This window comes from Agromyces aerolatus, from assembly GCF_031432255.1.
In the GTDB taxonomy this organism is placed as follows: Bacteria; Actinomycetota; Actinomycetes; order Actinomycetales; family Microbacteriaceae; genus Agromyces.
On the sequence record NZ_JAVKGQ010000016.1, the window covers coordinates 39,162 to 58,242 of the forward strand.

17 protein-coding genes and 1 tRNA gene are annotated in these 19,081 nt (G+C 70.5%); 6 read left to right on the forward strand and 12 right to left on the reverse strand.

The window, feature by feature from the left end; all coding sequences use genetic code 11:
* Nucleotides 1–59: 59 nt before the first annotated feature.
* From RH864_RS16240 to RH864_RS16275, 8 genes are all read right to left on the reverse strand, one after another.
* The gene (locus RH864_RS16240; RefSeq protein ID WP_310518619.1) at nt 60–1,214 is read right to left on the reverse strand and encodes an NAD(P)/FAD-dependent oxidoreductase; all 1,155 of its coding nucleotides are present in this window, start codon (nt 1,212–1,214) and stop codon (nt 60–62) included.
* The gene (locus RH864_RS16245) at nt 1,211–3,340 is read right to left on the reverse strand and encodes an ABC transporter ATP-binding protein (protein WP_310518620.1); all 2,130 of its coding nucleotides are present in this window, start codon (nt 3,338–3,340) and stop codon (nt 1,211–1,213) included. The genes RH864_RS16240 and RH864_RS16245 overlap by 4 nt, the downstream gene beginning before the upstream one ends.
* A complete protein-coding gene (locus RH864_RS16250; protein ID WP_310518621.1) occupies nt 3,337–4,281 on the reverse strand; it encodes an ABC transporter permease in 945 nt (314 codons plus the stop codon). Before RH864_RS16250 ends, RH864_RS16245 begins: the two co-directional genes overlap by 4 nt.
* A gap of 27 nt (nt 4,282–4,308) precedes the next feature.
* The gene (locus RH864_RS16255) at nt 4,309–5,271 is read right to left on the reverse strand and encodes an ABC transporter permease (protein WP_310518622.1); all 963 of its coding nucleotides are present in this window, start codon (nt 5,269–5,271) and stop codon (nt 4,309–4,311) included.
* A 62-nt stretch (nt 5,272–5,333) separates the two neighbouring features.
* On the reverse strand, nt 5,334–7,061 hold the full coding sequence (locus tag RH864_RS16260; protein ID WP_310518623.1) for an ABC transporter family substrate-binding protein: 1,728 nt from the start codon (nt 7,059–7,061) through the stop codon (nt 5,334–5,336).
* Between the two features lie 118 nt (nt 7,062–7,179).
* Nucleotides 7,180–8,292 carry an alpha-hydroxy acid oxidase gene (locus RH864_RS16265; RefSeq protein WP_310518624.1) on the reverse strand — a complete coding sequence of 371 codons (1,113 nt, stop codon included), beginning with the start codon at nt 8,290–8,292 and terminating at the stop codon, nt 7,180–7,182.
* 18 nt (nt 8,293–8,310) lie between these two features.
* Nucleotides 8,311–8,901, reverse strand: a complete 591-nt coding sequence (locus tag RH864_RS16270) for an isochorismatase family protein (protein WP_310518625.1) — start codon at nt 8,899–8,901, stop codon at nt 8,311–8,313.
* A gap of 32 nt (nt 8,902–8,933) precedes the next feature.
* Nucleotides 8,934–10,133 (reverse strand): four-carbon acid sugar kinase family protein, encoded by a 1,200-nt coding sequence (locus tag RH864_RS16275; protein ID WP_310518626.1) that lies wholly within the window; start codon nt 10,131–10,133, stop codon nt 8,934–8,936.
* Nucleotides 10,134–10,397: 264 nt separating this feature from the next.
* Between RH864_RS16275 and RH864_RS16280 the strand changes: the two genes are divergently transcribed.
* Nucleotides 10,398–11,642, forward strand: coding sequence for a PucR family transcriptional regulator (locus tag RH864_RS16280; protein ID WP_310518627.1), 1,245 nt, complete (start codon nt 10,398–10,400; stop codon nt 11,640–11,642).
* A 59-nt stretch (nt 11,643–11,701) separates the two neighbouring features.
* Here RH864_RS16280 and RH864_RS16285 read toward each other — a convergent pair.
* Nucleotides 11,702–11,786 (reverse strand) — tRNA-Tyr (locus tag RH864_RS16285).
* 124 nt (nt 11,787–11,910) lie between these two features.
* Between RH864_RS16285 and RH864_RS16290 the strand changes: the two genes are divergently transcribed.
* The 3 genes from RH864_RS16290 (at nt 11,911) to RH864_RS16300 (ending at nt 15,062) form a co-directional block, all read left to right on the forward strand.
* Nucleotides 11,911–13,605, forward strand: coding sequence for a glycoside hydrolase family 13 protein (locus RH864_RS16290; protein WP_310518628.1), 1,695 nt, complete (start codon nt 11,911–11,913; stop codon nt 13,603–13,605).
* A 280-nt stretch (nt 13,606–13,885) separates the two neighbouring features.
* Nucleotides 13,886–14,374: a YajQ family cyclic di-GMP-binding protein gene (locus RH864_RS16295; protein WP_310518629.1), complete on the forward strand. Its 489-nt coding sequence runs from the start codon at nt 13,886–13,888 to the stop codon at nt 14,372–14,374.
* Nucleotides 14,375–14,390: 16 nt separating this feature from the next.
* Nucleotides 14,391–15,062, forward strand: coding sequence for an NUDIX domain-containing protein (locus RH864_RS16300; RefSeq protein ID WP_310518630.1), 672 nt, complete (start codon nt 14,391–14,393; stop codon nt 15,060–15,062).
* Between the two features lie 249 nt (nt 15,063–15,311).
* Here the strand turns inward: RH864_RS16300 and RH864_RS16305 are convergent, their stop codons facing one another.
* The gene (locus RH864_RS16305; protein WP_310518631.1) at nt 15,312–16,274 is read right to left on the reverse strand and encodes a type IV toxin-antitoxin system AbiEi family antitoxin domain-containing protein; all 963 of its coding nucleotides are present in this window, start codon (nt 16,272–16,274) and stop codon (nt 15,312–15,314) included.
* Between the two features lie 393 nt (nt 16,275–16,667).
* Nucleotides 16,668–17,672, reverse strand: coding sequence for an alpha/beta hydrolase (locus RH864_RS16310; RefSeq protein WP_310518632.1), 1,005 nt, complete (start codon nt 17,670–17,672; stop codon nt 16,668–16,670).
* Between the two features lie 96 nt (nt 17,673–17,768).
* Between RH864_RS16310 and RH864_RS16315 the strand changes: the two genes are divergently transcribed.
* On the forward strand, nt 17,769–18,011 hold the full coding sequence (locus RH864_RS16315) for an antitoxin MazE-like protein (RefSeq protein ID WP_310518633.1): 243 nt from the start codon (nt 17,769–17,771) through the stop codon (nt 18,009–18,011).
* Nucleotides 18,008–18,334, forward strand: a complete 327-nt coding sequence (locus RH864_RS16320; protein ID WP_310518634.1) for a type II toxin-antitoxin system PemK/MazF family toxin — start codon at nt 18,008–18,010, stop codon at nt 18,332–18,334. The genes RH864_RS16315 and RH864_RS16320 overlap by 4 nt, the downstream gene beginning before the upstream one ends.
* 7 nt (nt 18,335–18,341) lie before the next feature.
* Here RH864_RS16320 and RH864_RS16325 read toward each other — a convergent pair whose 3' ends face one another.
* Nucleotides 18,342–19,052, reverse strand: coding sequence for an A24 family peptidase (locus RH864_RS16325; RefSeq protein ID WP_310518635.1), 711 nt, complete (start codon nt 19,050–19,052; stop codon nt 18,342–18,344).
* Between the last annotated feature and the right edge of the window lie 29 nt (nt 19,053–19,081).

Genomic DNA, 19,081 nt, shown 5'->3' on the forward strand with positions numbered 1-19,081 from the left:
GCTCACGCGATCTTGCCGGAGCCGACGTGATCTCGTCGGCTCCGGCCTCGATCGTGGGGCTACCGCCCGGCTGCGACGGCCTGCTCGGCGTCGTCGGCGTGCCGGCCCACGGCCGCGGGCTCGAGGTAGAACCGGTCGGGCCGCATGGCCGAGAGCTCGCTCACCCGCTCACCGTGCAGGAGCTCGCGCGCGGCCATCCAGCCCCAGAGCGGCGCCCAGCCGATGCCGCCGTGCGACACCGTGAAGTACAGGTTCGGCAGCCAGGGCACCGCACCGATGACCGGGCCGCCCGGCGGAATGGGGCGGATGCCGATGCTCGAGCGGACCGGGAGTGTTCCGGCGAGCGCGGGGATCGTCCGCGCGACCTCGTCGATGAGCGCCGCTCCCGACGCGATGTTGCCGCCGTGGTGCGCGGTCTGCGAGTGCCCGCGCCAGTGCACCGCGTACCCGCCCGAGGGATCGGGCCGTCCGCACCACTCGGGCGTGTTGATGATGCGCACGGGGCCGTCACCGGGCGGGAGGGGCTGCGTGTACAGCAGTCGCCCGGGGATGAGCTCGAGCGGGATCGCCAGGTCGGCCATGGCGGCGATGTGCGACGCCCAGCTGCCCGCGGCGTTCACCACGGCGTCGACCTCGATCCGCTCGCCGCCGCCCGTGCGCACGGCGGTGACGCGTTCGCCGGCGACATCGAAGCCGACCACCCTCGTGTCGGCACGCACCTCGCCGCCCCGCTCACCGAGCCCTGCGACGAGCGCACGCACGATCCCGGGCCCGTCGACCCAGCCGGACCCTTCCTCCCAGAACACCATCTCGTCGTCGTCGATGCGGATCGACGGGTCGAGCTCGCGCGCGGTCGCGCCGTCGATGATCTCGACGCCGACGCCGCGCTCGCTGGCGACGCGGGCGAGCCTCGTGAACTCCTCGCGCTCGTCCGGCGTGCCCCAGAGCAGCGTCCCGGTCCAGTGCACGTAGTCGCCGGGCACCTCGCGCTGCAGCTCATGGAAGAGCGCGTGCACCTGGGGCCGCAGCGCCGCCTTGCCGGGCTCCTCGTCCCACGCGCGCTGCGGGAAGGCCGAGAGCCAGGCGATGGACGAGGCGGAGGTGCCGGCGCCGGGCGTCCCGGCGTCGAGCAGGATGACGTCGGCGCCCTGCTCGCGCAGCCGGAAGGCGACGTGGGCGCCGATCGACCCCGCGCCGATCACGGCGATTCTCATGGGTTGGTCCTCTCTGTGGTCGCGGCGCCGTCGTCGGACTCTCGTCCGGCCACGGCCCCGACGAGCTCGGGGTAGAAGCACGCGCTCGCGTGCTCGTCGGCGACGCCGGCGAGCGCCGGCTGATCCCCCTCGCAGCGCGAGCGCTGGTCGGGCGTGAGCAGATCGGCGTAGACCGGGCAGCGCGAGCGGAACGCGCACCCGGTCGGCCGCGACAGCGGCGACGGCAGGTCGCCGCGCAGGCGGACCCGCTCACGGGACCGCTCGGCGAGCGGGTCGGGCACGGGGACCGCGGATCGGAGCGCCGCGGTGTACGGATGCCTCGGGTCGGTGAAGATCTGCTCGCTGCGGCCGATCTCGACGATCTCGCCGAGGTACATGACGGCGATCCGGTCGGAGATGTGCGAGACGACCGCGAGGTCGTGCGCGATGAAGAGGTAGGCCATCCGGCGTCGCCGGATGAGCTCCTCGAGGAGATTGATGATGCCCGCCTGCACCGACACGTCCAGGGCCGAGACCGGTTCGTCGAGCACGAGCACGTCGGGCTCGGAGGCGAGCGCGCGCGCGATGCCGATCCGCTGACGCTGCCCGCCCGAGAACTCGTGCGGGTACCGGTGCGCCATGCCGGCCGAGAGTCCGACCAGTTCGAGGAGCTCGCCGACCCGGCGCGCCCGCTCGGCCCTGGGCACCCCGGAGAGGCGCAGCGGCTCGGTCAGGATCTGCTCCACCGACATCCGCGGGTCGAGCGACGAGTACGGGTCCTGGAAGACCATCTGCACGCGGCGCTTCATCCGGTTGCGTGCCCCGCCTCGCAGCGACGACAGGTCGACGCCGTCGACGCTGACGCGGCCGCCGTCGATGCCGTGCATGCCCGTGATCGACTTGCTGACCGAGGACTTCCCGCTGCCCGACTCGCCGACCAGGCCGAGGGTCTCACCCGGCTGGATCGCGAAGCCGATGCCGTTCACGGCGTGCACCTGCCGCCGCTTGCCCTTGCTGCGCACAGTGTACTGCTTCACGAGGTCCTCGACCAGCAGGATCGGTTCGCCCGTGAGGTCGACGTGGTCGGGCGACCGCTCCCCGTCGACGACGAGGTCGGGGTTCTCGGCGGGCAGGTGTTCGAGGTCGAGCGCATAATGGCAGGCCGCGCGGTGGGCCGGCTGCGGGAGGTCGACGAGCCCGGGCTCGGATTCGCGGCACAGGTCCGTGGCGAAATCGCACCTCGCCGCGAACGGGCACGCGCGCCCGGTCAGGGTCGCCGGGGCGGGCGGCGAGCCGGGGATCGGGACGAGACGGAGGTCGCGCCGGTCGATCCTGGGGATCGCGGCCAGCAGCCCGCGCGTGTACGGCATGCGCGAGTGGAAGAACACGTCGTCGACGGCACCGGTCTCGACGATCCGTCCGCCGTACATGACCGCGACCCGGTCGGCGGTGCCCGCGACGACCCCGAGGTCGTGCGTGACGAGGATGAGGGCCGCGTCGACGTGCGCCCGCGCTCGCTCGAGCGCGTCCAGCACCTGCGCCTGAATGGTGACGTCGAGCGCGGTCGTCGGCTCGTCCGCGATGATGACGTCCGGATTGTTCGCCAGCGCGATCGCGATGACGACGCGCTGCCGCATGCCGCCCGAGAACTCGTGCGGGTACGAGTCGAGCCGTTCGCCGGCGTTCGGGATGCCGACGACCTCCATGAGCTCGAGCGCGCGCTCGCGCGCCTCCCGCTTGGAGATCTTCTGATGGATGGTCACGGCTTCGACGAGCTGGGCGCCGACCGTCAGCACGGGGTTCAACGACGTCATCGGGTCCTGGAAGACCATCGAGATGCGCGAGCCGCGCAAGCGGTCGAGCTCGCGCTCCGAGCTCCCGAGCAGCTCGCGTCCCTCGAGCCGCACCGAGCCCGTGATCCGGCCGGTGGCGAGCAGCCCCATGATCGCGTTGGCGGTGACCGACTTGCCCGAACCGGACTCGCCGACGATCGCGAGCACCTCGCCGCGGCGCAGGTCGAAGCTCACCCCGCGCACCGCCCGAACGGGCCGCTGCACCGGCCCGAACTCCACCGCCAGGTCGCGGACGGAGAGCAGGAGCTCACCGTCGGCGGTTCGATCGGTCGTCTCGTACTCGAGGAGGGTCATGCGCGTCCCTTCGTCGACTGGCGCGGATCGAGGGCGCGACGGAGGCCGTCGCCGATGAAGCTCACGGTGAGCGCGATGAGCACGATGAAGAGGCCGGGGAAGTAGAACAGCCAGGGGCGCGTGGTCACCGCGCTCTGCGCCTCGGAGATGAGCAGCCCGAGCGACGTGTCCGGCGACTGCACCCCGAACCCGAGGTAGGACAGCGAGGTCTCCGAGAGGATGGCGGTCGCCGTGAGCACCGTCACCGCGACCGAGATCGTGCCCATCGCGTTCGGGATCAGGTGCCGCACGATCACCGAGAAGTCCGAGGCGCCGAGGCCCTTCGCCGCGGCGACGTAGTCGGACTTCGCGAGCGTCATCACGTCGGAGCGGACGACGCGCGCGACAACCGGCCACGCGAGGAACGCCAGGACGATGCCGATCGTGAACCAGCTCGTCTGCGTCCCCATGCTCATGTACGCCAGCACGGCGGCCACGGCGATCGACGGGAAGACGAGCACGAGGTCGACGGTGCGCATGATGACGCCGTCGACGAACCGGCCGTAGTATCCCGCGATCGCGCCGACGAGCGCACCGACGAGCGTCGCAGTGAGGGCGACGAACAGCGCGATCTGGATCGAGCGCTGGGTTCCGCGCATCACCTGGGCGAGCCCGTCGAAGCCCGTGCTGTCGGTGCCGAACGGATGCTCCCACGACGGTGGGGCCGAGTTGTCGGACGTGTAGACGTCGAACTGGTACTTCCAGAGCAGCGGCCCGACGAAGGCGAACAGCAGGATCAGCACGAACACGATCAGCGCGCCGACCGACACCGGGTTCGCGAGGTAGCGCCGGACGAACGACGGCAGGATCGAGCGGCGGGACGCCGCGAGGCCCTCACGCGCGTCGATCGCGGGTTCGGGTGCGTCGGGGAGCGTCTCGGGCGGAAGCAGAGAGGTGGTCATGCGGGTCTCCTCACAGGGTCCACAGGTTCAGGCCTGGCGGATGCGCGGGTCGAGCAGCCCGTACACCAGGTCCGCCACGAGGTTCAGCAGGATGGTCGCGGCCGCGAAGACGAGCAGCCACGCCATCACGACGTTGACGTCGACGTTCCGGATTCCGGTGAGCAGCATGTCGCCCATGCCCCGCCACTGGAAGACGCTCTCGGTCACGACCGCGCCGCCGACCAGCGCCGAGAAGTCGAGCGCCACGATCGTCACGAACGGCATGAGCGCATTGCGCAGACCGTGGCGGATCACCGCCTGACGCTTCGAGAGACCCTTGGCGCGCGCGAGCTTCATGTAGTCCGCGCTCATCACCTCGATCATCGAGGCGCGCACATACCGGCTCCACGAGGCGAACACGTTGATGACGAGCGCGATCGTCGGCAACAGGATGAACCCGAAGAGGGCGAACCCCGTGACCCCGGTGCTCGCGCCGTCGCCGATCGTGTACAGCACCGTGGATCCGACCGACTGGTTGAACTGCACCGCGGCCTGCTTCAGGAGGATCGCGAACCAGAACACGGGGATCGCGAGTGCGACGTAGGCCACGACGCTGAGCGTCGTGTCGATCGCGCCGTACTGGCGGAGGGCGCTCACGACGCCGACGACGATCGCGATGACCGCCGCGATGACGATGGCGAGCAGGATGAGCCGGAAGCTCACCGCCATCCGGTTGCCGAGCTCGGCGCCGATGTCGATGTTCTGGGTCGAGATGCCGAAGTCGCCGACGAACAGTCCGCCGATCCAGTCGACGTAGCGCAGGAGCAGCGGCTGGTCGAGACCGAACTGCTTCTCGAGCAGTGCGATGGACTCCGGCGGAGGCGGCGGATCGGTGTCACGGAACCGGGCGAGCGGATCGCCCGAGAGCGACACCATCAGGAACATGACGAACGAGGCGAGCACGATCATCGGCACGGCGATCGCCAGCCGGCGGAGCGCGAATCGGAACATCGGAGTCCTCAGGGTTCGAGACGGGGCCGGTGGGGCGGGCTGACCGCCCCACCGGCGGTGGATCACTCCGGCAGGACGCCGGGGATGATTCCCCAGTCCTGCATGTTGTAGGTCGGGCCGCTGACGGTCGGGTTGTCCCTGAGGTTCCCGTACTCGCGGTAGTACGCGAACAGCGACGGCTTCTGGTAGATCGGGATCAGGAACGCGTCGCCGACGACCATCCGGTCTGCCTCGTTGATGAGCTCGAGCACCTCGTCCTGCGAGGTCGCGCGAAGCGCCTCATCGACGAGCGCGTCCACCTCGGGATTGGAGTAGTGCGGGTTGTACCCGGTTCCCGTGGTGTACCGCTTGAATGCGTTCGACGCGACGAAGGGCGAGCCCGTGTACCCGAGCAGCACGATGTCGTAGCCGTACGGGGCGATCTCGGACGTCGTGTTGCCGAGCGCGTCGGTCGTCTCGAGGTTGAGCGTGATGCCGAGCGGCTTGACGGCCGAAGCGAGGATCTGTGCGCTCGACTCACGAACCGCGTTGCCGACCGAGTAGACCGTGCGCAGGCCGGGCACCGCCTGGCCGTCGGGCGTCATGAGCTGGCCGCCCTCGATCGTGTAGCCCGCGCCCTCGAGCAGCGCGATCGCACCCTCGGTGTCGCCCTGGCCGTAGCCGAGCTCCTTCGAGTGGTCCTCGTAGCCCTCCTGCTGCTGCATGATCATGAGGTTGCCGAGCGGCGTGACCGAGTCGTCGAACTGGCCGACGGTCTTGTCGATGATCTCCTGCGAGTCCATCGCCATCGCGATCGCCTGACGGAGCACCGGATCGGCGAGGAACGAGTTCGACGGGTTCGTGCGGAACGCCTCCATGACCAGCGACTGGTTCATCTGGTAGTTCACGCCGACCTGCGACATGCTCTCGACCTGCTGCAGCAGGTCGACCTGCGGCTGCGGGTAGGTCGCCTGGATCTCCTTGTTCTGCAGGGCCACGGGCGTCTGCTGCGTGTCCGTGATCATGCGGAACGTGACCTTCGTGAGGTGCACGGGGTCACCCCACCACTCGGGGTTCTGCTCGAGGGTGACCGACACGTCCTTCTGGAAGTCCGTGATGATGTACGGTCCACCCGAGAACGCCGGCGGGGTCTCGGTGAAGAACGTGTTGAACGAGTCGAGGATGCTGCCGTATTCCTCCCCCAGGTGGGCGGGGAGCAGCCGGTTGAAGGCGCGCTTCCACTCCGAGAAGCTGTCCTCGAAGGTCACCGTGACGGTCTTGCCGTCGTCGCTGCCCTCGACCGCCACGACCTTGTCGAGCCCGTCGGTGTCATGCGTGATGCACTCGGGACAGTCCCTCGTGTTCAGCGCCTGCCACTGGTAGATGAAGTCGTCGACCGAGATCGGCACCCCGTCCGACCACACCGCCTCGTCGCGGATCTTGTACTCGACGACGGTCGGCGACTCCTGCACGACCTCGGCGCTCTCCAGCAGGTCCTCGTTGAGGTCGATGGTCGAGCCGTCGGGCTGGATGACGAAGGCCGAAGGGTAGAGCGCGCTCGTGACCCAGACGGTCTCCGAGATGTCGCCCGTCGCCGACAGCGTGTTCCAGTTGTTGATGGTCTTCTCGATGGCGAAGACGAGCTCGCCGTCTTCGACGTCCTCGACCGTGTTCACGGTGTTGAGGTCGCCCGTGACGCGGCCGACGGTGACGTCGGACGACTCGGAGGTCGAGCCGCCGCCGGTACAGCCGGCCAGCAGCGCGACGCTCGCGGCCGCCGCGACCGCGGCGATGAGGGAACGTGAGTGCATCATTACCTGCCTCGTGGTGTCGGTTGGATGGTGCGGAAGGGGTGGTGCGGAAGGGGTGGTACGGGTGCCGGCCGGCGCACGCCGCTGGACGCGCGCCGGCCGGTCGCTCGGGAGGGGTTCAGAAGGTGCGGCGGAACACGTGCGGGCCGAGCTCGGCGACGCTGGAGCAGCCGAGGTGGCCCATCGTCATCCAGAACTCCTCGCGGAGGATCTGGAGCGCGGCCTCGACGCCGGCCTGACCGTCGGCCGCGAGCCCGAGTGCGGTGATCCGGCCGATCGCGACCGCGTTCGCGCCGAGCGCGACGGCCGCGGCGATGTCACTGCCCCGGCGGATGCCCGAGTCGAACACGATCGGCACGTCGGGACCGGCCACGGCACGCACCTCGGGAAGCACCTCGATCGTGGAGAGCGTGCGGTCGATGGTGCGGCCGCCGTAGTTCGAGACGTAGAGCCCGACGGCGCCGGCGTCGAGCGCCGCCTCGGCGTCGTGTGCCGACTGCACGCCCTTGACGATCACGGGCAGCGGCGACTTCGAGATGAACGACTTCGCCTGAGCCCACGTCCAGCGCGGCTCCGTGAACGCGATGAGCTCCTGCAGACCCGCGGGGTCCGAGGCATCCGGCCCGAAGTTGACGTTCTCGCGCGTGAGCCGCGAGCTGAACCGGTTCTCGATGAGCCGCTCGCGCCACTGCCGGATCGGCGAGTACGTCGCGACCAGGTAGCGGTACCCCGCGGCCTTCGCGCGGTTCGCCATGTCGAGTGCGAGCTGCTCGTCGCCGACGAGGGTCATCTGGTACATCACGGGAGCCGAAGAGGCCGCCGCGATCTCCTCGAGCGTGTACGACGCGGCCACCGGCACCATCTGCCGGACGCCCATCGCCTCTGCCGCACGGCCGATCGCCAGATGCCCGTCGGGATGGAACGTCGCCTCCTGCCCGAACGGCGCGGTCACGAGCGGGAAGCTCAGATCGAGGTCGAAGAGCGACGTGGTGGTGTCGGGGTTGCTGACCCCGGCGAACAGCGGCGTCTCGAAGAGCAGCTCGTCGAACTTCGCCGTGTTGCGCTCCGCGGTCCGCTCGTCACCGGTGCCGACCCAGAGGTAGTCCCACGTGGACTCGCTCATGTGATGCCGGGCTCGCGCGGTGATGCCGCGCAACGTGGTGTACTTGCGATCGCTGTGGAAGCGGTCGTCGAGGATCGACGAGGTCTGGGTGGGGGCTGCGATGGTCATCGGTGACTCATTCCTTCCTTAGGCCGCGGCCTCGCCTGCGAGGGTTTCCAGCACGTCGTCGAGCGAACGGACGCGCCCGAGCTGCGGGAAGACCTCGCGGAGCGCGAACTCGTGGTTGTCCGCGGTGTTCGTCGCCATGACGTCCTCGACGAAGACCAGTTCGTAGCTGAGCTCGTAGGCGGCGCGGGCGGTGCCCTCGACGCCGAAGTTCGTCGAGATGCCCGCCATGACGACGGTCTTCACGCCGTGACGACGCAGCTGCACGTCGAGGTCGGAGCCGTGGAACGCGTTCCAGCTGCGCTTGATGATGATCGGCTCGGTCGGCAGCGGCGCCAGCTCGTCCACGAGCTGGTCCCAGCCGGCGGGCCGGTGCGGTTTCGCGGGACGCATCTTCTCGATGCGCAGCGGCTGCAGCGAGTCCGACTCGTCGGGCAGGAAGCTCGTGCGCACGTAGATCACGAGTCCGCCCGCGGCGCGCATGGCGTCGATGAGTCGGAGCGAGCGCGTGATCACGTCGTCCGCCGAGTGCGGCTCGGCCGCGTGCGTACGGACGGCGCCCTGCAGGTCGATGAGGACGAGAGCGCTGGTCGCGGGATCGAAGAGTTGCATGTTCGCCTTTCGTGGAGGGTTCGCATCGGCCTTCAGGTGCCGAGAATGCGTCTGATGAGCCGAACGAGGGTCTCGGGGGTGCCGACACCACCGCTCTTGCTGATGACCGGAAGATGGTCGAATGGTCCGCCCGCGACACGCACGACCGGACACAGCGGTTCGAGCTCGTTCCCCGGCCTGAGCGAGACGGGCTCGAGACCGCGGATCACCTCGCTCGTGGTCAGGCCGCCGCTCGTCACGATGCCGAGGCACGGCCGCAGACCGGTCGATCCGAGGTCGAGCACGCGCCGCACGGCGCGGCCGATCTCGCCGGCGACCACGGCCGGGTCGGCCCGGGTCACGTCGTGCGCCTGCACGACGACGACACGGTGCTGGTCGACGACCCGCTGCACATGCTCGTGCGAGGCGCCGATCACCTCCTCGGCCGACATGACGAGCGCCTTCGGCCCGTAAGTGTTCGAGACGCGGAGCAGCTGCGCGCGATCGACGAGGTTCGACCCTGACGCCGCCACGATCAGATAGCCGTCACGGCCCGTGTCGGGGTGGTAGCGCAGCCAGGCGCCGCTCGTCGCGGTGATGAGCTCCGCACCGTCCGCTCGCACCCGCGCCGACGCCTCAGCCAGCACCTCGAGGTGCGACTCCGTCGTCGAGTCGAAGACGAACGTGCGAGCACCCGCCTCTCGGGCGGTCGCCACCGCCTCGTGCACCGCTTCGGCGCCGGCCGTGACGGTGTGCAGGTCGATCCCGACCGCGTCCTCGCCGAGGCCGAGCTGCTCGCGGAGATCCAGCTCGGTCGCGGTGCCGTCGGGCGCGGTGAGCAGCAGCTTGCCGTCGAGACAGGCGCGGCCTGCCGTCGGGTAGGCCGGCACGATCCAGGCGAGGGCGTCGGTGGGCACCGCGTCGCGCGCACCCCGGAGGATGGCGCCCGGGTTCCCGTGCAGCGCGGGATCGAGACGGGCTTCGATCCGGTCGGCGCCGTGGGCGCGCAGCCAGCGGGTCCACTCGGCCGTCACCTGACCGGGCTCCTCGAGCCGATGACGCAGCCCCAGGTCGACGATGATCGCGTCCACCTCGGGCACGAGGTCGCCCCGGGACTGGACGAGCGCGACGCGGAGACCGCGCTGCTGCAGACGGCTGGCCGCGGCCAGCGCCCCCTGGAGGTCCTCGGCGAGCACGCCGATGGCGGCCGGCACGGCACCCGCGGGACGCGTGGGCCCGATCGCATCGCTCATGCCCGCCCCCGTTCACCTCGTGGTCTCAGGCCGTTCGCCGGCCGGTCTCCGCCCGGTCGTCTGCCGGTTGGCGACCAACGTATGGACGCCGCCCCGGCCGGGTCATTCGACAGATGTGCAATGTCCCCCGGGCGGGGCGACACGCCGGGGCGGGCAATGGCGACGAAACATCGCCGTCGCGCGATGGTTACACTCGGGCTTTACGGTGAACCCGGCTGTGATGCGTCGCCGAAGCGAGGTCAGGCCCGACCGGAGGTGGTGCGCGTGTCCGGGAAATCCATCCGGCTGCGCTACCTCTATGACCTGGCAGACTCGCTCAGCGGGCTGCTCGCGGTGCCGGTCGAGATCACCGATCGCAGTTTCCAGCGCGTGCTCCTGAGCGACCAGGATCACTCGGGCGCGCCGCTCTGGCGGGCCATCTCGACCCCTGCCGCCATGGCCCGCGCCTCGAACCCGGCCGAGGCGCCGCGCGACATCGTGCGCGCCGATGGCGTGAGCTCGCTCGGCATCCCCGGTTTCACCGTGATCCCCCTGCCGGCCGTCGACGGCCACGAGCCGCCCGAGGCCTACCTCTGGCTCATCGAGGTCAACGGCGCGATCGATCCCGCGTACGTCGAGCACGCGCGCACGATCGCCGACCGCACCTTCCGCGCGCTCCGCGCGGTGCCGCGCCCGGACGACGCCGACCTCGAGGGGCACGTCGAGGAGCGTGCCGCGCTGTTCGAGAGCTCGCCGACCGAGCTCCGCGCGCGGCTCGAGGCGATCGCGCGGGCGAAGGGGCTGCGTCACGTCGACCGGGCCTACGCCGTGTCGATCCTGGCCCAGGTCCGTGACGAGCACTACGCGACGATCGAACGACTCCAAGACGCGCTGCGGCAGCTCGTCAGCAGGGTGCGCGAACGCAGCCTGCGCCGGCGGGCGATCGCGGCCGCCGTCGAGGCCGAGGCGGTCCTGCTCATCGCCTCACCCGAGGATGTCGCCGGACACGACGATGCCGAGCGGGTCATCGCGGTACTGCAGGACGAGCTCTTCCGGCTGCGCGGTGAGGACGTCACCCACACGTGGACCATCGGGGTGAGCTCGCTCGACCTGCCCTGGCACATGGCCGCGGCGGCCGTTCGCCAGGCCCGAGGGGCCGCCGCAGTGGGTCAGCGGGTCGGCTGGCAGAACGCGCGCATCAGCTGGGCCGACGCAGCGCCCTACCAGGGCATGGCCGAACTGCCCCCGCAGCTGCTGCGCGACTCGTTCGTGTCGCCCGAGCTGGCGCGCTTCCTCGGCGACGAGGAGCACCGCGAGCTCGCCGAGACGCTCCGCAGCTTCCTCGAGCACGCGGGCAATGTGCAGGCCGTCGCGAGCGAGAAGTTCCTGCACCGCGGCACGGTCTACCACCGCCTGAAGCGCATCGAGACCCTCCTCGGCCTCGACCTCGCCGACGGCAACGACCGCCTCACCGCGCACATGGGTCTGCTCTCCTGGGAGATCGTGCACGGTGCCGCACCGCGCGCCTGAAGGCGCGTGCCGCACAGCACGAACGCCCCCGACCGAAGGCCGGAGGCGACTCAAGACGATGGTGGCGAGTGAGGGATTCGAACCCCCGAATGCAATGCAGTCTGATTTACAGTCAGATCCCTTTGGCCGCTTGGGTAACTCGCCGTGTGCGCCCGACCACGTTCTTCACACAACCGGGAGCCACATAAGGATACCGGCCCGTTCGCGAACGACGAAATCCACCGCCGCACCCTCCCGCGGCAGCCCGGACGCGCGAACAATGGGGGGCATGACCGAGCACGAGGCATCCGTCGACGCATCCGTCATCTCGAACGATCCCGACTGGTGGCGCCAGGCCGCCGTCTATCAGATCTACCCGCGCAGCTTCGCCGACAGCGATGGCGACGGCATCGGCGACCTGCGCGGCATCACGAGCCGGGTGCCGTACCTGCGCGAACTCGGCATCGACGCCGTGTGGCTGTCGCCGTTCTACCCGTCGGCGCTCGCCGACGGCGGCTACGACGTCGACGACTACCGCGACGTCGACCCCCGGCTCGGCACCCTCGAGGACTTCGACGAGATGGTGGCGGCGCTGCACGCGGCCGGCATCCGGATCATCGTCGACATCGTGCCGAACCACTCGTCGAACCGGCACGAGTGGTTCCGCGAGGCGCTCGCCGCCGGGCCCGGCAGTGCGGAGCGCGATCGCTACATCTTCCGCGACGGGCACGGGCCGCACCTCGACCAGCCGCCGAGCGACTGGGAGTCCATGTTCGGTGGCTCGGCGTGGGAGGCGACCGACGACGGGCAGTTCTACCTGCACCTGTTCGCGCCCGAGCAGCCCGATTTCAACTGGCACCATCCCGAGGTGCGCGCCGACTTCCTGAAGACGCTGCGATTCTGGAGCGATCGCGGCGTCGACGGCTTCCGGGTCGACGTGGCGCACGCGCTCGCGAAGGACCTGAGTCATCCGCTGCCCTCGCACGCCGAGCTCGAGGCGACCCGCCTCGTGACCGACGGCTCGCACCCGCTCTGGGACCGCGAGGAGCTCGACGAGATCTACGCCGAATGGCGAGCCGTGATGGACGAGTACGACCCGCCGCGCATCGCGGTCGCGGAGGCGTGGGTGGCGCCCAGCCGCCGGCACCGGTACGCCGCCGAGACGAGCCTCGGCCAGGCGTTCAACTTCGACCTGCTGCGCGACGACTTCGACGCCGGCGACTTCCGGCGGACGATCGCCGACAACATGCGCTTCGCGGTCGAGAGCGGATCGTCGAACACGTGGGTGTTCTCGAACCACGACGTCGTGCGGCATGCGACCCGGTACGGGCTGCCGGCCGATCGGGGGCAGGACGGCGCGGTCGGCCGCGCCTGGGTGCTCTCCGGCGGCGAGACGCCGACGCTCGACCGGGAGCGGGGGCTGCGGCGAGCGCGCGCCGCGACGCTGCTCGTGCTCGCCCTGCCGGGCGGCGCATACCTGTACCAGGGTGAGGAGCTCGGGCTGCACGAGGTCGCCGAGATCCCCGACGACGCGCGGCAGGATCCGACGTTCTTCCGCAGCCCCGGCGTCGATCGCGGGCGGGACGGATGCCGCGTGCCGCTGCCGTGGGTCGCCGATGCGCCCTCGTTCGGCTTCGGGCCGACGGATGCCTCGCACCTCCCCCAGCCCGACTGGTTCCGTGCGCACGCGGTCGACGCCGAGGCATCCGACCCCGACTCGACGCTGTCGCTGTACCGGCGCGCGCTCGCGCTGCGCCGCGAGCTGCAGGGCGCCGAGACCCTCGACTGGGCCGAGCACGGCGACGATCCCGAGGTGCTCGCCTTCGACCGGCCGGGCGGATGGCGCGTGGTGACGAACTTCCGCGCCGAGCCCGTGCCCATGCCCGCGGGCGAGGTGCTCATCGCCAGCGCGCCGCTCGTGGCCTCCGGCCCGGGCGCCGTGGCCGACCTGCCCGGCGAGACCACGGTGTGGCTGCGCGCCTGACGGCCTGTCTCGGCCGCCGACCCGCCGACCCGCCCGACCCGCCGTCCCGAGCAGCCCCGCCCCGCCGACCGGCCGACCCGACCCGCCCCGCCCCGCCCCGCCCCGACGCCACCGAAAGTGGGTTGCCGCCGCGTGGGTGGGTCGGAAGGCCCGTGGGGAAGCTGTCCAACCCACTTTTCGGGTTCCAACACATCGCCGGGTGTGTCGTGCGCCGGGCCGTCGCGCCCGCGCACACCGCCCGCCCGAGGCATCCACTCGCCGTCTCGCTAGACTGGCCCGCATGGCAGATTCGACGTTCGACATCGTTTCCAAGGTCGACAAGATGGAGGCCGACAACGCCGTCAACCAGGCCCGCAAGGAGATCGAGCAGCGCTACGACTTCAAGGGCGTCGGCGCGTCGGTCGAGTGGAGCGGAGAGAAGATCCTGCTCAAGGCGAGCACCGAAGAGCGCGTCACCGCGGTGCTCGACGTGGTGCAGTCGAAGTTCATCAAGCGCGGCATCTCGCTGAAGAGCCTCGACTCGGGCGAGCCGTACGCCTCGGGCAAGGAGTTCCGCATCGAGGTCGGCCTGAAGAACGGCATCGACCAGGAGCACGCGAAGAAGATCGGCAAGCTCATCCGCGACGAGGCGCCGAAGACCGTGAAGTCGCAGATCCAGGGCGACGAGCTGCGCGTGTCGTCGAAGAGCCGCGACGACCTGCAGGCGACGATCGCGCTCCTCAAGGGCGCCGACCTCGACGTCGACCTGCAATTCGTGAACTTCCGCTGATGCCGGGGGCCGTCTGATGGTCTCGCAGGACGCACAGGCGGGTGTCGACGTGCCCGACCGCCGCGGTCGAACCGGCCTCGACCGGGTCGGGCGCGACCTCGACCGGAACCCGCGGGTCATCGTGCGCGACGTGCGGGTGCTGACCTCGAACTGGTTCGTCACGCGCGCGACGACGTTCGATTTCCAGCACGCCGACGGCAGCTGGACCACGGAGGAGCGAGAGACCTACGACCGCGGCGACGGTGCCACGATCCTGCTGTACGACGCCGACGCGCGGACTGTGCTGCTCACGCGGCAGTTCCGATACCCGGCGTACGTGAACGAGCATGCCGACGGGATGCTGGTCGAGGCCGCCGCCGGCCTGCTCGACGCCGACGACGCCGAGACGGCGATCCGGCGCGAGGCCGAAGAGGAGATCGGCGCGCCCGTGGGCGAGGTCGAGCGCGTGTTCGACGTGTACATGAGCCCGGGGTCGATCACCGAGCGGCTGCACTTCTTCGCGGCGCCGTACCGGCACGGCGACATCGCGGACGGCGCCCGAGCGGGCCTCGCCGACGAGGGCGAGGACATCGAGGTGGTCGAGCTCGGGTTCGACGACGCCCTGGCCCGCATCGGCACCGACATCGTCGACGCCAAGACGATCATGCTTCTGCAGTGGGCCGCGCTCCGCGGCCCGTTCGCCCCCTGACCCCGCCGCGCCGCCGCCCCGCCCTTCCACTTCTGCCCGCCTTCAGCCCCGCCCTTCCACCTCTGCCCGCCCGCAGCCCCCGCCGCCCGCGCCCTTCGCCACCCGCCACCCCAGCCCTCACCCTCCGCTACGCCGCTGAAAGTGTGTTGACCCTGAGCCCATGTGTGGGAAGGCCTGCAGGAACGACTTCCTACCCACTTTTCGACTTCCAACGCGTTGTCGACGCCGACCGCCCAGTCCTGGGTGCGCTCAGAGCACGGCGATGGGGCGAATTCGAGGGATACACATGGCATCGAGACGGTTCAGGACCGGCGTGACCGCGCGGCGGTCTGCCCAATCCCAGCGGTCGAATGCTCGGACACGGCGACGGATCGCGTTCTCCCGATCCTTCTCGGCGATGACGACGTCAGCAGACTCGCTCACGGTCGCGCGGCGATACTTTCCCCGACCGTCGGCTTCGGCCGCGGCGTCGACGTCAGGCCAGTAGAAATCAAGCCGGGCGACGATTCCCACCTCCGGGAGGGAGAGGACATGCTGGAGCTCGGGTCGTGCGTACCCGTGGTGTTCGAAGAGCAATCGACTGTCGGTCTCGAGCGGGCTGTCGGATTGATCGGTCGCGCGAGCAAGCACGGCATCGACCCGCCGACAGCCGCGGTACGGTCGGCGCTCCTCATGCACGGACCGCAACCGGTCCATGGTGGTCAGCGCGGGCGGCTCGTGGCGATGTCGCGGCGATCGGAGTGCGGCGTCGGTGGCCGCGAGCGCGTCTCGCAGCGGTGCAAGGCGTGCGAGCTGGATCAGGGTGACCTCGATGGGAGTCACCAGGACGCCGTCGACCATCACCGGCTCGTCGTCGCCCAAACGGCCCACATGTACCACACCTGAACGACGTCCTCCATGGCCCGTCGCCGAGCCGACGAACACGGAGCCCGGCCAACGCGTGATGAGCGGGAGCCCGTGCACGGCCGCCGCGGAGTACGCGGTGAACACGGGTTGTCTCAGAGAGACCGCCGCAGCCCGGACCAGCTCGGCGTGGACCTGGGAGCCGTAGAGACGGCCTTCGCCGGGTTTGCGCGGGCGGTACACCCCGCGGCGAACTCGGATGAGGTCCCCGTTTCGAACGGCGGCACGCAGCGCTTCGACCCGGCCGACGCTGGCGGCATCACGCCAGAGCACGAACCCGCTCTGTCCGGGCCGAAGTTGCGCATCCACCACCCCAGGCTGGCCTTCGACCGACCCGCCCGGCATCGCCTCGCCGGGATCTGTGGACGAATCCCGGTTCTCGCCGTCCTGTGAGCAAGTGTCGACGCCTCGCACGACCAGCCCCGGGCCCCGTTGGAAGCCAGAAAGTGGGTTGGATGTCTTCCCCACACGCCCTCCAACCCACCGGCGGTGTGCCGACCCACCCTTCAATCGTCGTCCCACTCATTGCGGCGGCGGCGCGGGGCGGGGCGCGGGGCGGGGCGGGGCGCGGACAGGCGGAGGCCGGCGGGGAACGGGTCGACGGGGGCCAGGTCGGCGGCGGCGCAGGGCGGACAGGCGGCGGCGCAGGGCGGACGGGCGGAGAATCGGGCGGAGGATCGGGACAGAGAGGCGGAACGCGGGTCAGCGCGGCGGGGCGTAGCCCCGGAACCACCTCGTGATCGCGGCGTAGGCCTCCGCGCGGGCGGGTTCGCGTGAGAGCACCACGTCGTGGATGGCGCCGTCGATGCGTGCGACGGTGACGTCGGGGCCGAGCTTCAGGGCGCGCTGCGCGATCTCGTCGACGACGAGCACGACGTCGCTCGAGCGCATCTCCTCGCTCCACTGCGTGGCGATCGTCGACCGCGCAGACAGCAGCGTCAGCACGGGCGCGCCGACGTCGATGCCGGCGGCGACCGTGGCGTGCCCGACGAGCACCGCGTGCAGCCATGCCGGATGCGCCGTGAACGCGCGATCGGGCCGCCACTCGTGGTTGTACTCCCATTCGCCGCCCTGCGCCCGGTCGATCGTCCTGGCATAGAACCCCAGGTCGACGTTCGGCAGCGGACCCTGCGGGTTCACGCGCGCACCCCAGCCGACCACGGGCGCGAGCGCCTGCCGGCCGACCCGGCTCAACTGGAACTCCAGCCACGGGCTGTTGAGCACGAGCGCGGCCGCCCGGCCTGGATGCCGCGCCGCCCACAGCGAGAGCGTGAGCCCTCCGGTCGAGTGCCCCATGAGCACGAGTCGTCGAGCGGATGCCTCGGGGTCGCCGCCGTGCCCCATGGCGCGCAGCGCCGCGTCGAGGTCTTCGTCGTACGTCGCGAGATCGGTCACGTAACCCGGCGTCTGCCAGGGCCGGATGCTCCGACCGTACTTGCGCAGATCGAGCGCGTGGAACCGGGCACCGAGACCCGCCCAGTACTCAGCGAGCTCGGGATTGAAGAAGTAGTCGCTCCACCCGTGCACGTACAGCACGTCGGTGCCCTCGAGCGGCGCCTCCTCGAACCATCGCGAAAGCCGCCACGGCGGCCGGTACCGCACGAGCGTCGCGACGACCTCGCCCTCGTCGTCGTCCCCGAGCGGAAGCGTGAGCTGCTCGAACCGGGGCCCCAGCACATCGGGGCGCCACTCGTGCTGCTCGGCCACGGCCCTCGCCCTCCCCCGGTCGGTGCCGCCCAGCCTAGCCACCGTCAGCGTCGCCCCACCTGCACAGCCGCCGAGCCCGGATCAGAGCGTGTGTGGATGATCGAGCTCCCCGTGCGCGTTACATGTAACATGAGGAAGGTGAGCGTTACACACCGGGTCGCCGACCACCGTCGGCGTATGCGCGCCCGCGGCTACCGCCAAGTGCAGATTTGGGTCCCGGATGTGAGAACGGCAGAGTTCGCTGCCGAGGCTCATCGCCAGTCGACCGCGGTGAACCACGACTCGTCAACTGACGAGCAGGAGTTCATCGAATCCGTGGCCGCCCCCTGGGACGAATGAACCGCGGCGAGATCTGGACGGTCGCCGGTGGGGTCTACGCTTCGAAACCCCGCCCAGCAGTGATCGTCCAGGACGACCGGTTCGATGGAAACGACTCCGTCGTGGTCATACCGTTCACCTCCACACTGGTCGACGCGCCGCTGTTCAGAATCCCGGTCGCGGCGACCGCCACATCTGGCATCCAACGCGATAGCCATCTCATGGTGGACAAGATCAGTGCCGTTCGCCGAGTCAACGTGCGAGACCGACTCGGCCGATTGACCGCCGGTCAACTGGTCGACGTCGAGCGGGGAATGCTCGTCTTCCTCGGTCTCGCCGACTGATCGACGCTCACCCGGCGACCAGCATGGCGACCATGGCGCCGCCGAGCATCGCGGGCCCGAATGGGATCGAACCCCGCAGCGTGATTCGTCGCACCGCGAGCGCGGCTAGCGCGACCAGACCGCCGAGCACGAACGCGGCCACGAGGCCGGTCAGCCAGGTCTCGAGCCCGAACCAGCCGAGGAGCAGCCCGATGAGGCCGGCGAGCTTCACGTCGCCCATGCCCATCGCCGAGGGCGACGCGAGCGCGACGAGCAGGTACACCGCGAACATGCCGACGCTCCCGGCGACGGCCCACAGCAGAGCGGGCCACTCGTTCGACGCCGCAGTGGCGAGCGTCAGGAGCGCCGCGACGGCGGCCGAGGCGGGCCCGAGCACCCGGTTCGGCAACCGATGCTCGGCCGCATCCACGATCACGAGCACCGACCCGGCCGCGACGAACGCGAGCAGCGCCGGGAGGACCGGCTGAAGTCCGAGCCGCCACGCCGCGAGTCCCCACCCGACGGCCGTCAGCGCGCCGCACGCGGACGGCAACCCGCGAACCGGTGGCGCAGCAAGCTCCGAGATTCTCGGCGCTGCCGAGGCCGCCCCGGGCAAGACGGCGACCGCGCGCACCATGTTCCGCCGCGCCCACGCCGCGAGCGGCCAGCCCATCCCGCCGCCGAGCGCGGCAGCGAGCAGCACCACAATCAGCTGCGACACCCCGGGCTCGAACGGCATCCACGGAGCGTAGCGCTCACCCCAGGCGA

What these genes read in the sequence shown, in the direction of transcription:
- RH864_RS16240 (WP_310518619.1), bottom strand. Translation starts at nt 1,214, where the DNA reads ATGAGAATCGCCGTGATCGGCGCGGGGTCGATCGGCGCCCACGTCGCC.
- RH864_RS16245 (WP_310518620.1), bottom strand. Translation starts at nt 3,340, where the DNA reads ATGACCCTCCTCGAGTACGAGACGACCGATCGAACCGCCGACGGTGAG.
- RH864_RS16250 (WP_310518621.1), bottom strand. Translation starts at nt 4,281, where the DNA reads ATGACCACCTCTCTGCTTCCGCCCGAGACGCTCCCCGACGCACCCGAA.
- RH864_RS16255 (WP_310518622.1), bottom strand. Translation starts at nt 5,271, where the DNA reads ATGTTCCGATTCGCGCTCCGCCGGCTGGCGATCGCCGTGCCGATGATC.
- RH864_RS16260 (WP_310518623.1), bottom strand. Translation starts at nt 7,061, where the DNA reads ATGCACTCACGTTCCCTCATCGCCGCGGTCGCGGCGGCCGCGAGCGTC.
- RH864_RS16265 (WP_310518624.1), bottom strand. Translation starts at nt 8,292, where the DNA reads ATGACCATCGCAGCCCCCACCCAGACCTCGTCGATCCTCGACGACCGC.
- RH864_RS16270 (WP_310518625.1), bottom strand. Translation starts at nt 8,901, where the DNA reads ATGCAACTCTTCGATCCCGCGACCAGCGCTCTCGTCCTCATCGACCTG.
- RH864_RS16275 (WP_310518626.1), bottom strand. Translation starts at nt 10,133, where the DNA reads ATGAGCGATGCGATCGGGCCCACGCGTCCCGCGGGTGCCGTGCCGGCC.
- RH864_RS16290 (WP_310518628.1), top strand. Translation starts at nt 11,911, where the DNA reads ATGACCGAGCACGAGGCATCCGTCGACGCATCCGTCATCTCGAACGAT.
- RH864_RS16295 (WP_310518629.1), top strand. Translation starts at nt 13,886, where the DNA reads ATGGCAGATTCGACGTTCGACATCGTTTCCAAGGTCGACAAGATGGAG.
- RH864_RS16300 (WP_310518630.1), top strand. Translation starts at nt 14,391, where the DNA reads ATGGTCTCGCAGGACGCACAGGCGGGTGTCGACGTGCCCGACCGCCGC.
- RH864_RS16315 (WP_310518633.1), top strand. Translation starts at nt 17,769, where the DNA reads ATGATCGAGCTCCCCGTGCGCGTTACATGTAACATGAGGAAGGTGAGC.
- RH864_RS16320 (WP_310518634.1), top strand. Translation starts at nt 18,008, where the DNA reads ATGAACCGCGGCGAGATCTGGACGGTCGCCGGTGGGGTCTACGCTTCG.
- RH864_RS16325 (WP_310518635.1), bottom strand. Translation starts at nt 19,052, where the DNA reads ATGCCGTTCGAGCCCGGGGTGTCGCAGCTGATTGTGGTGCTGCTCGCT.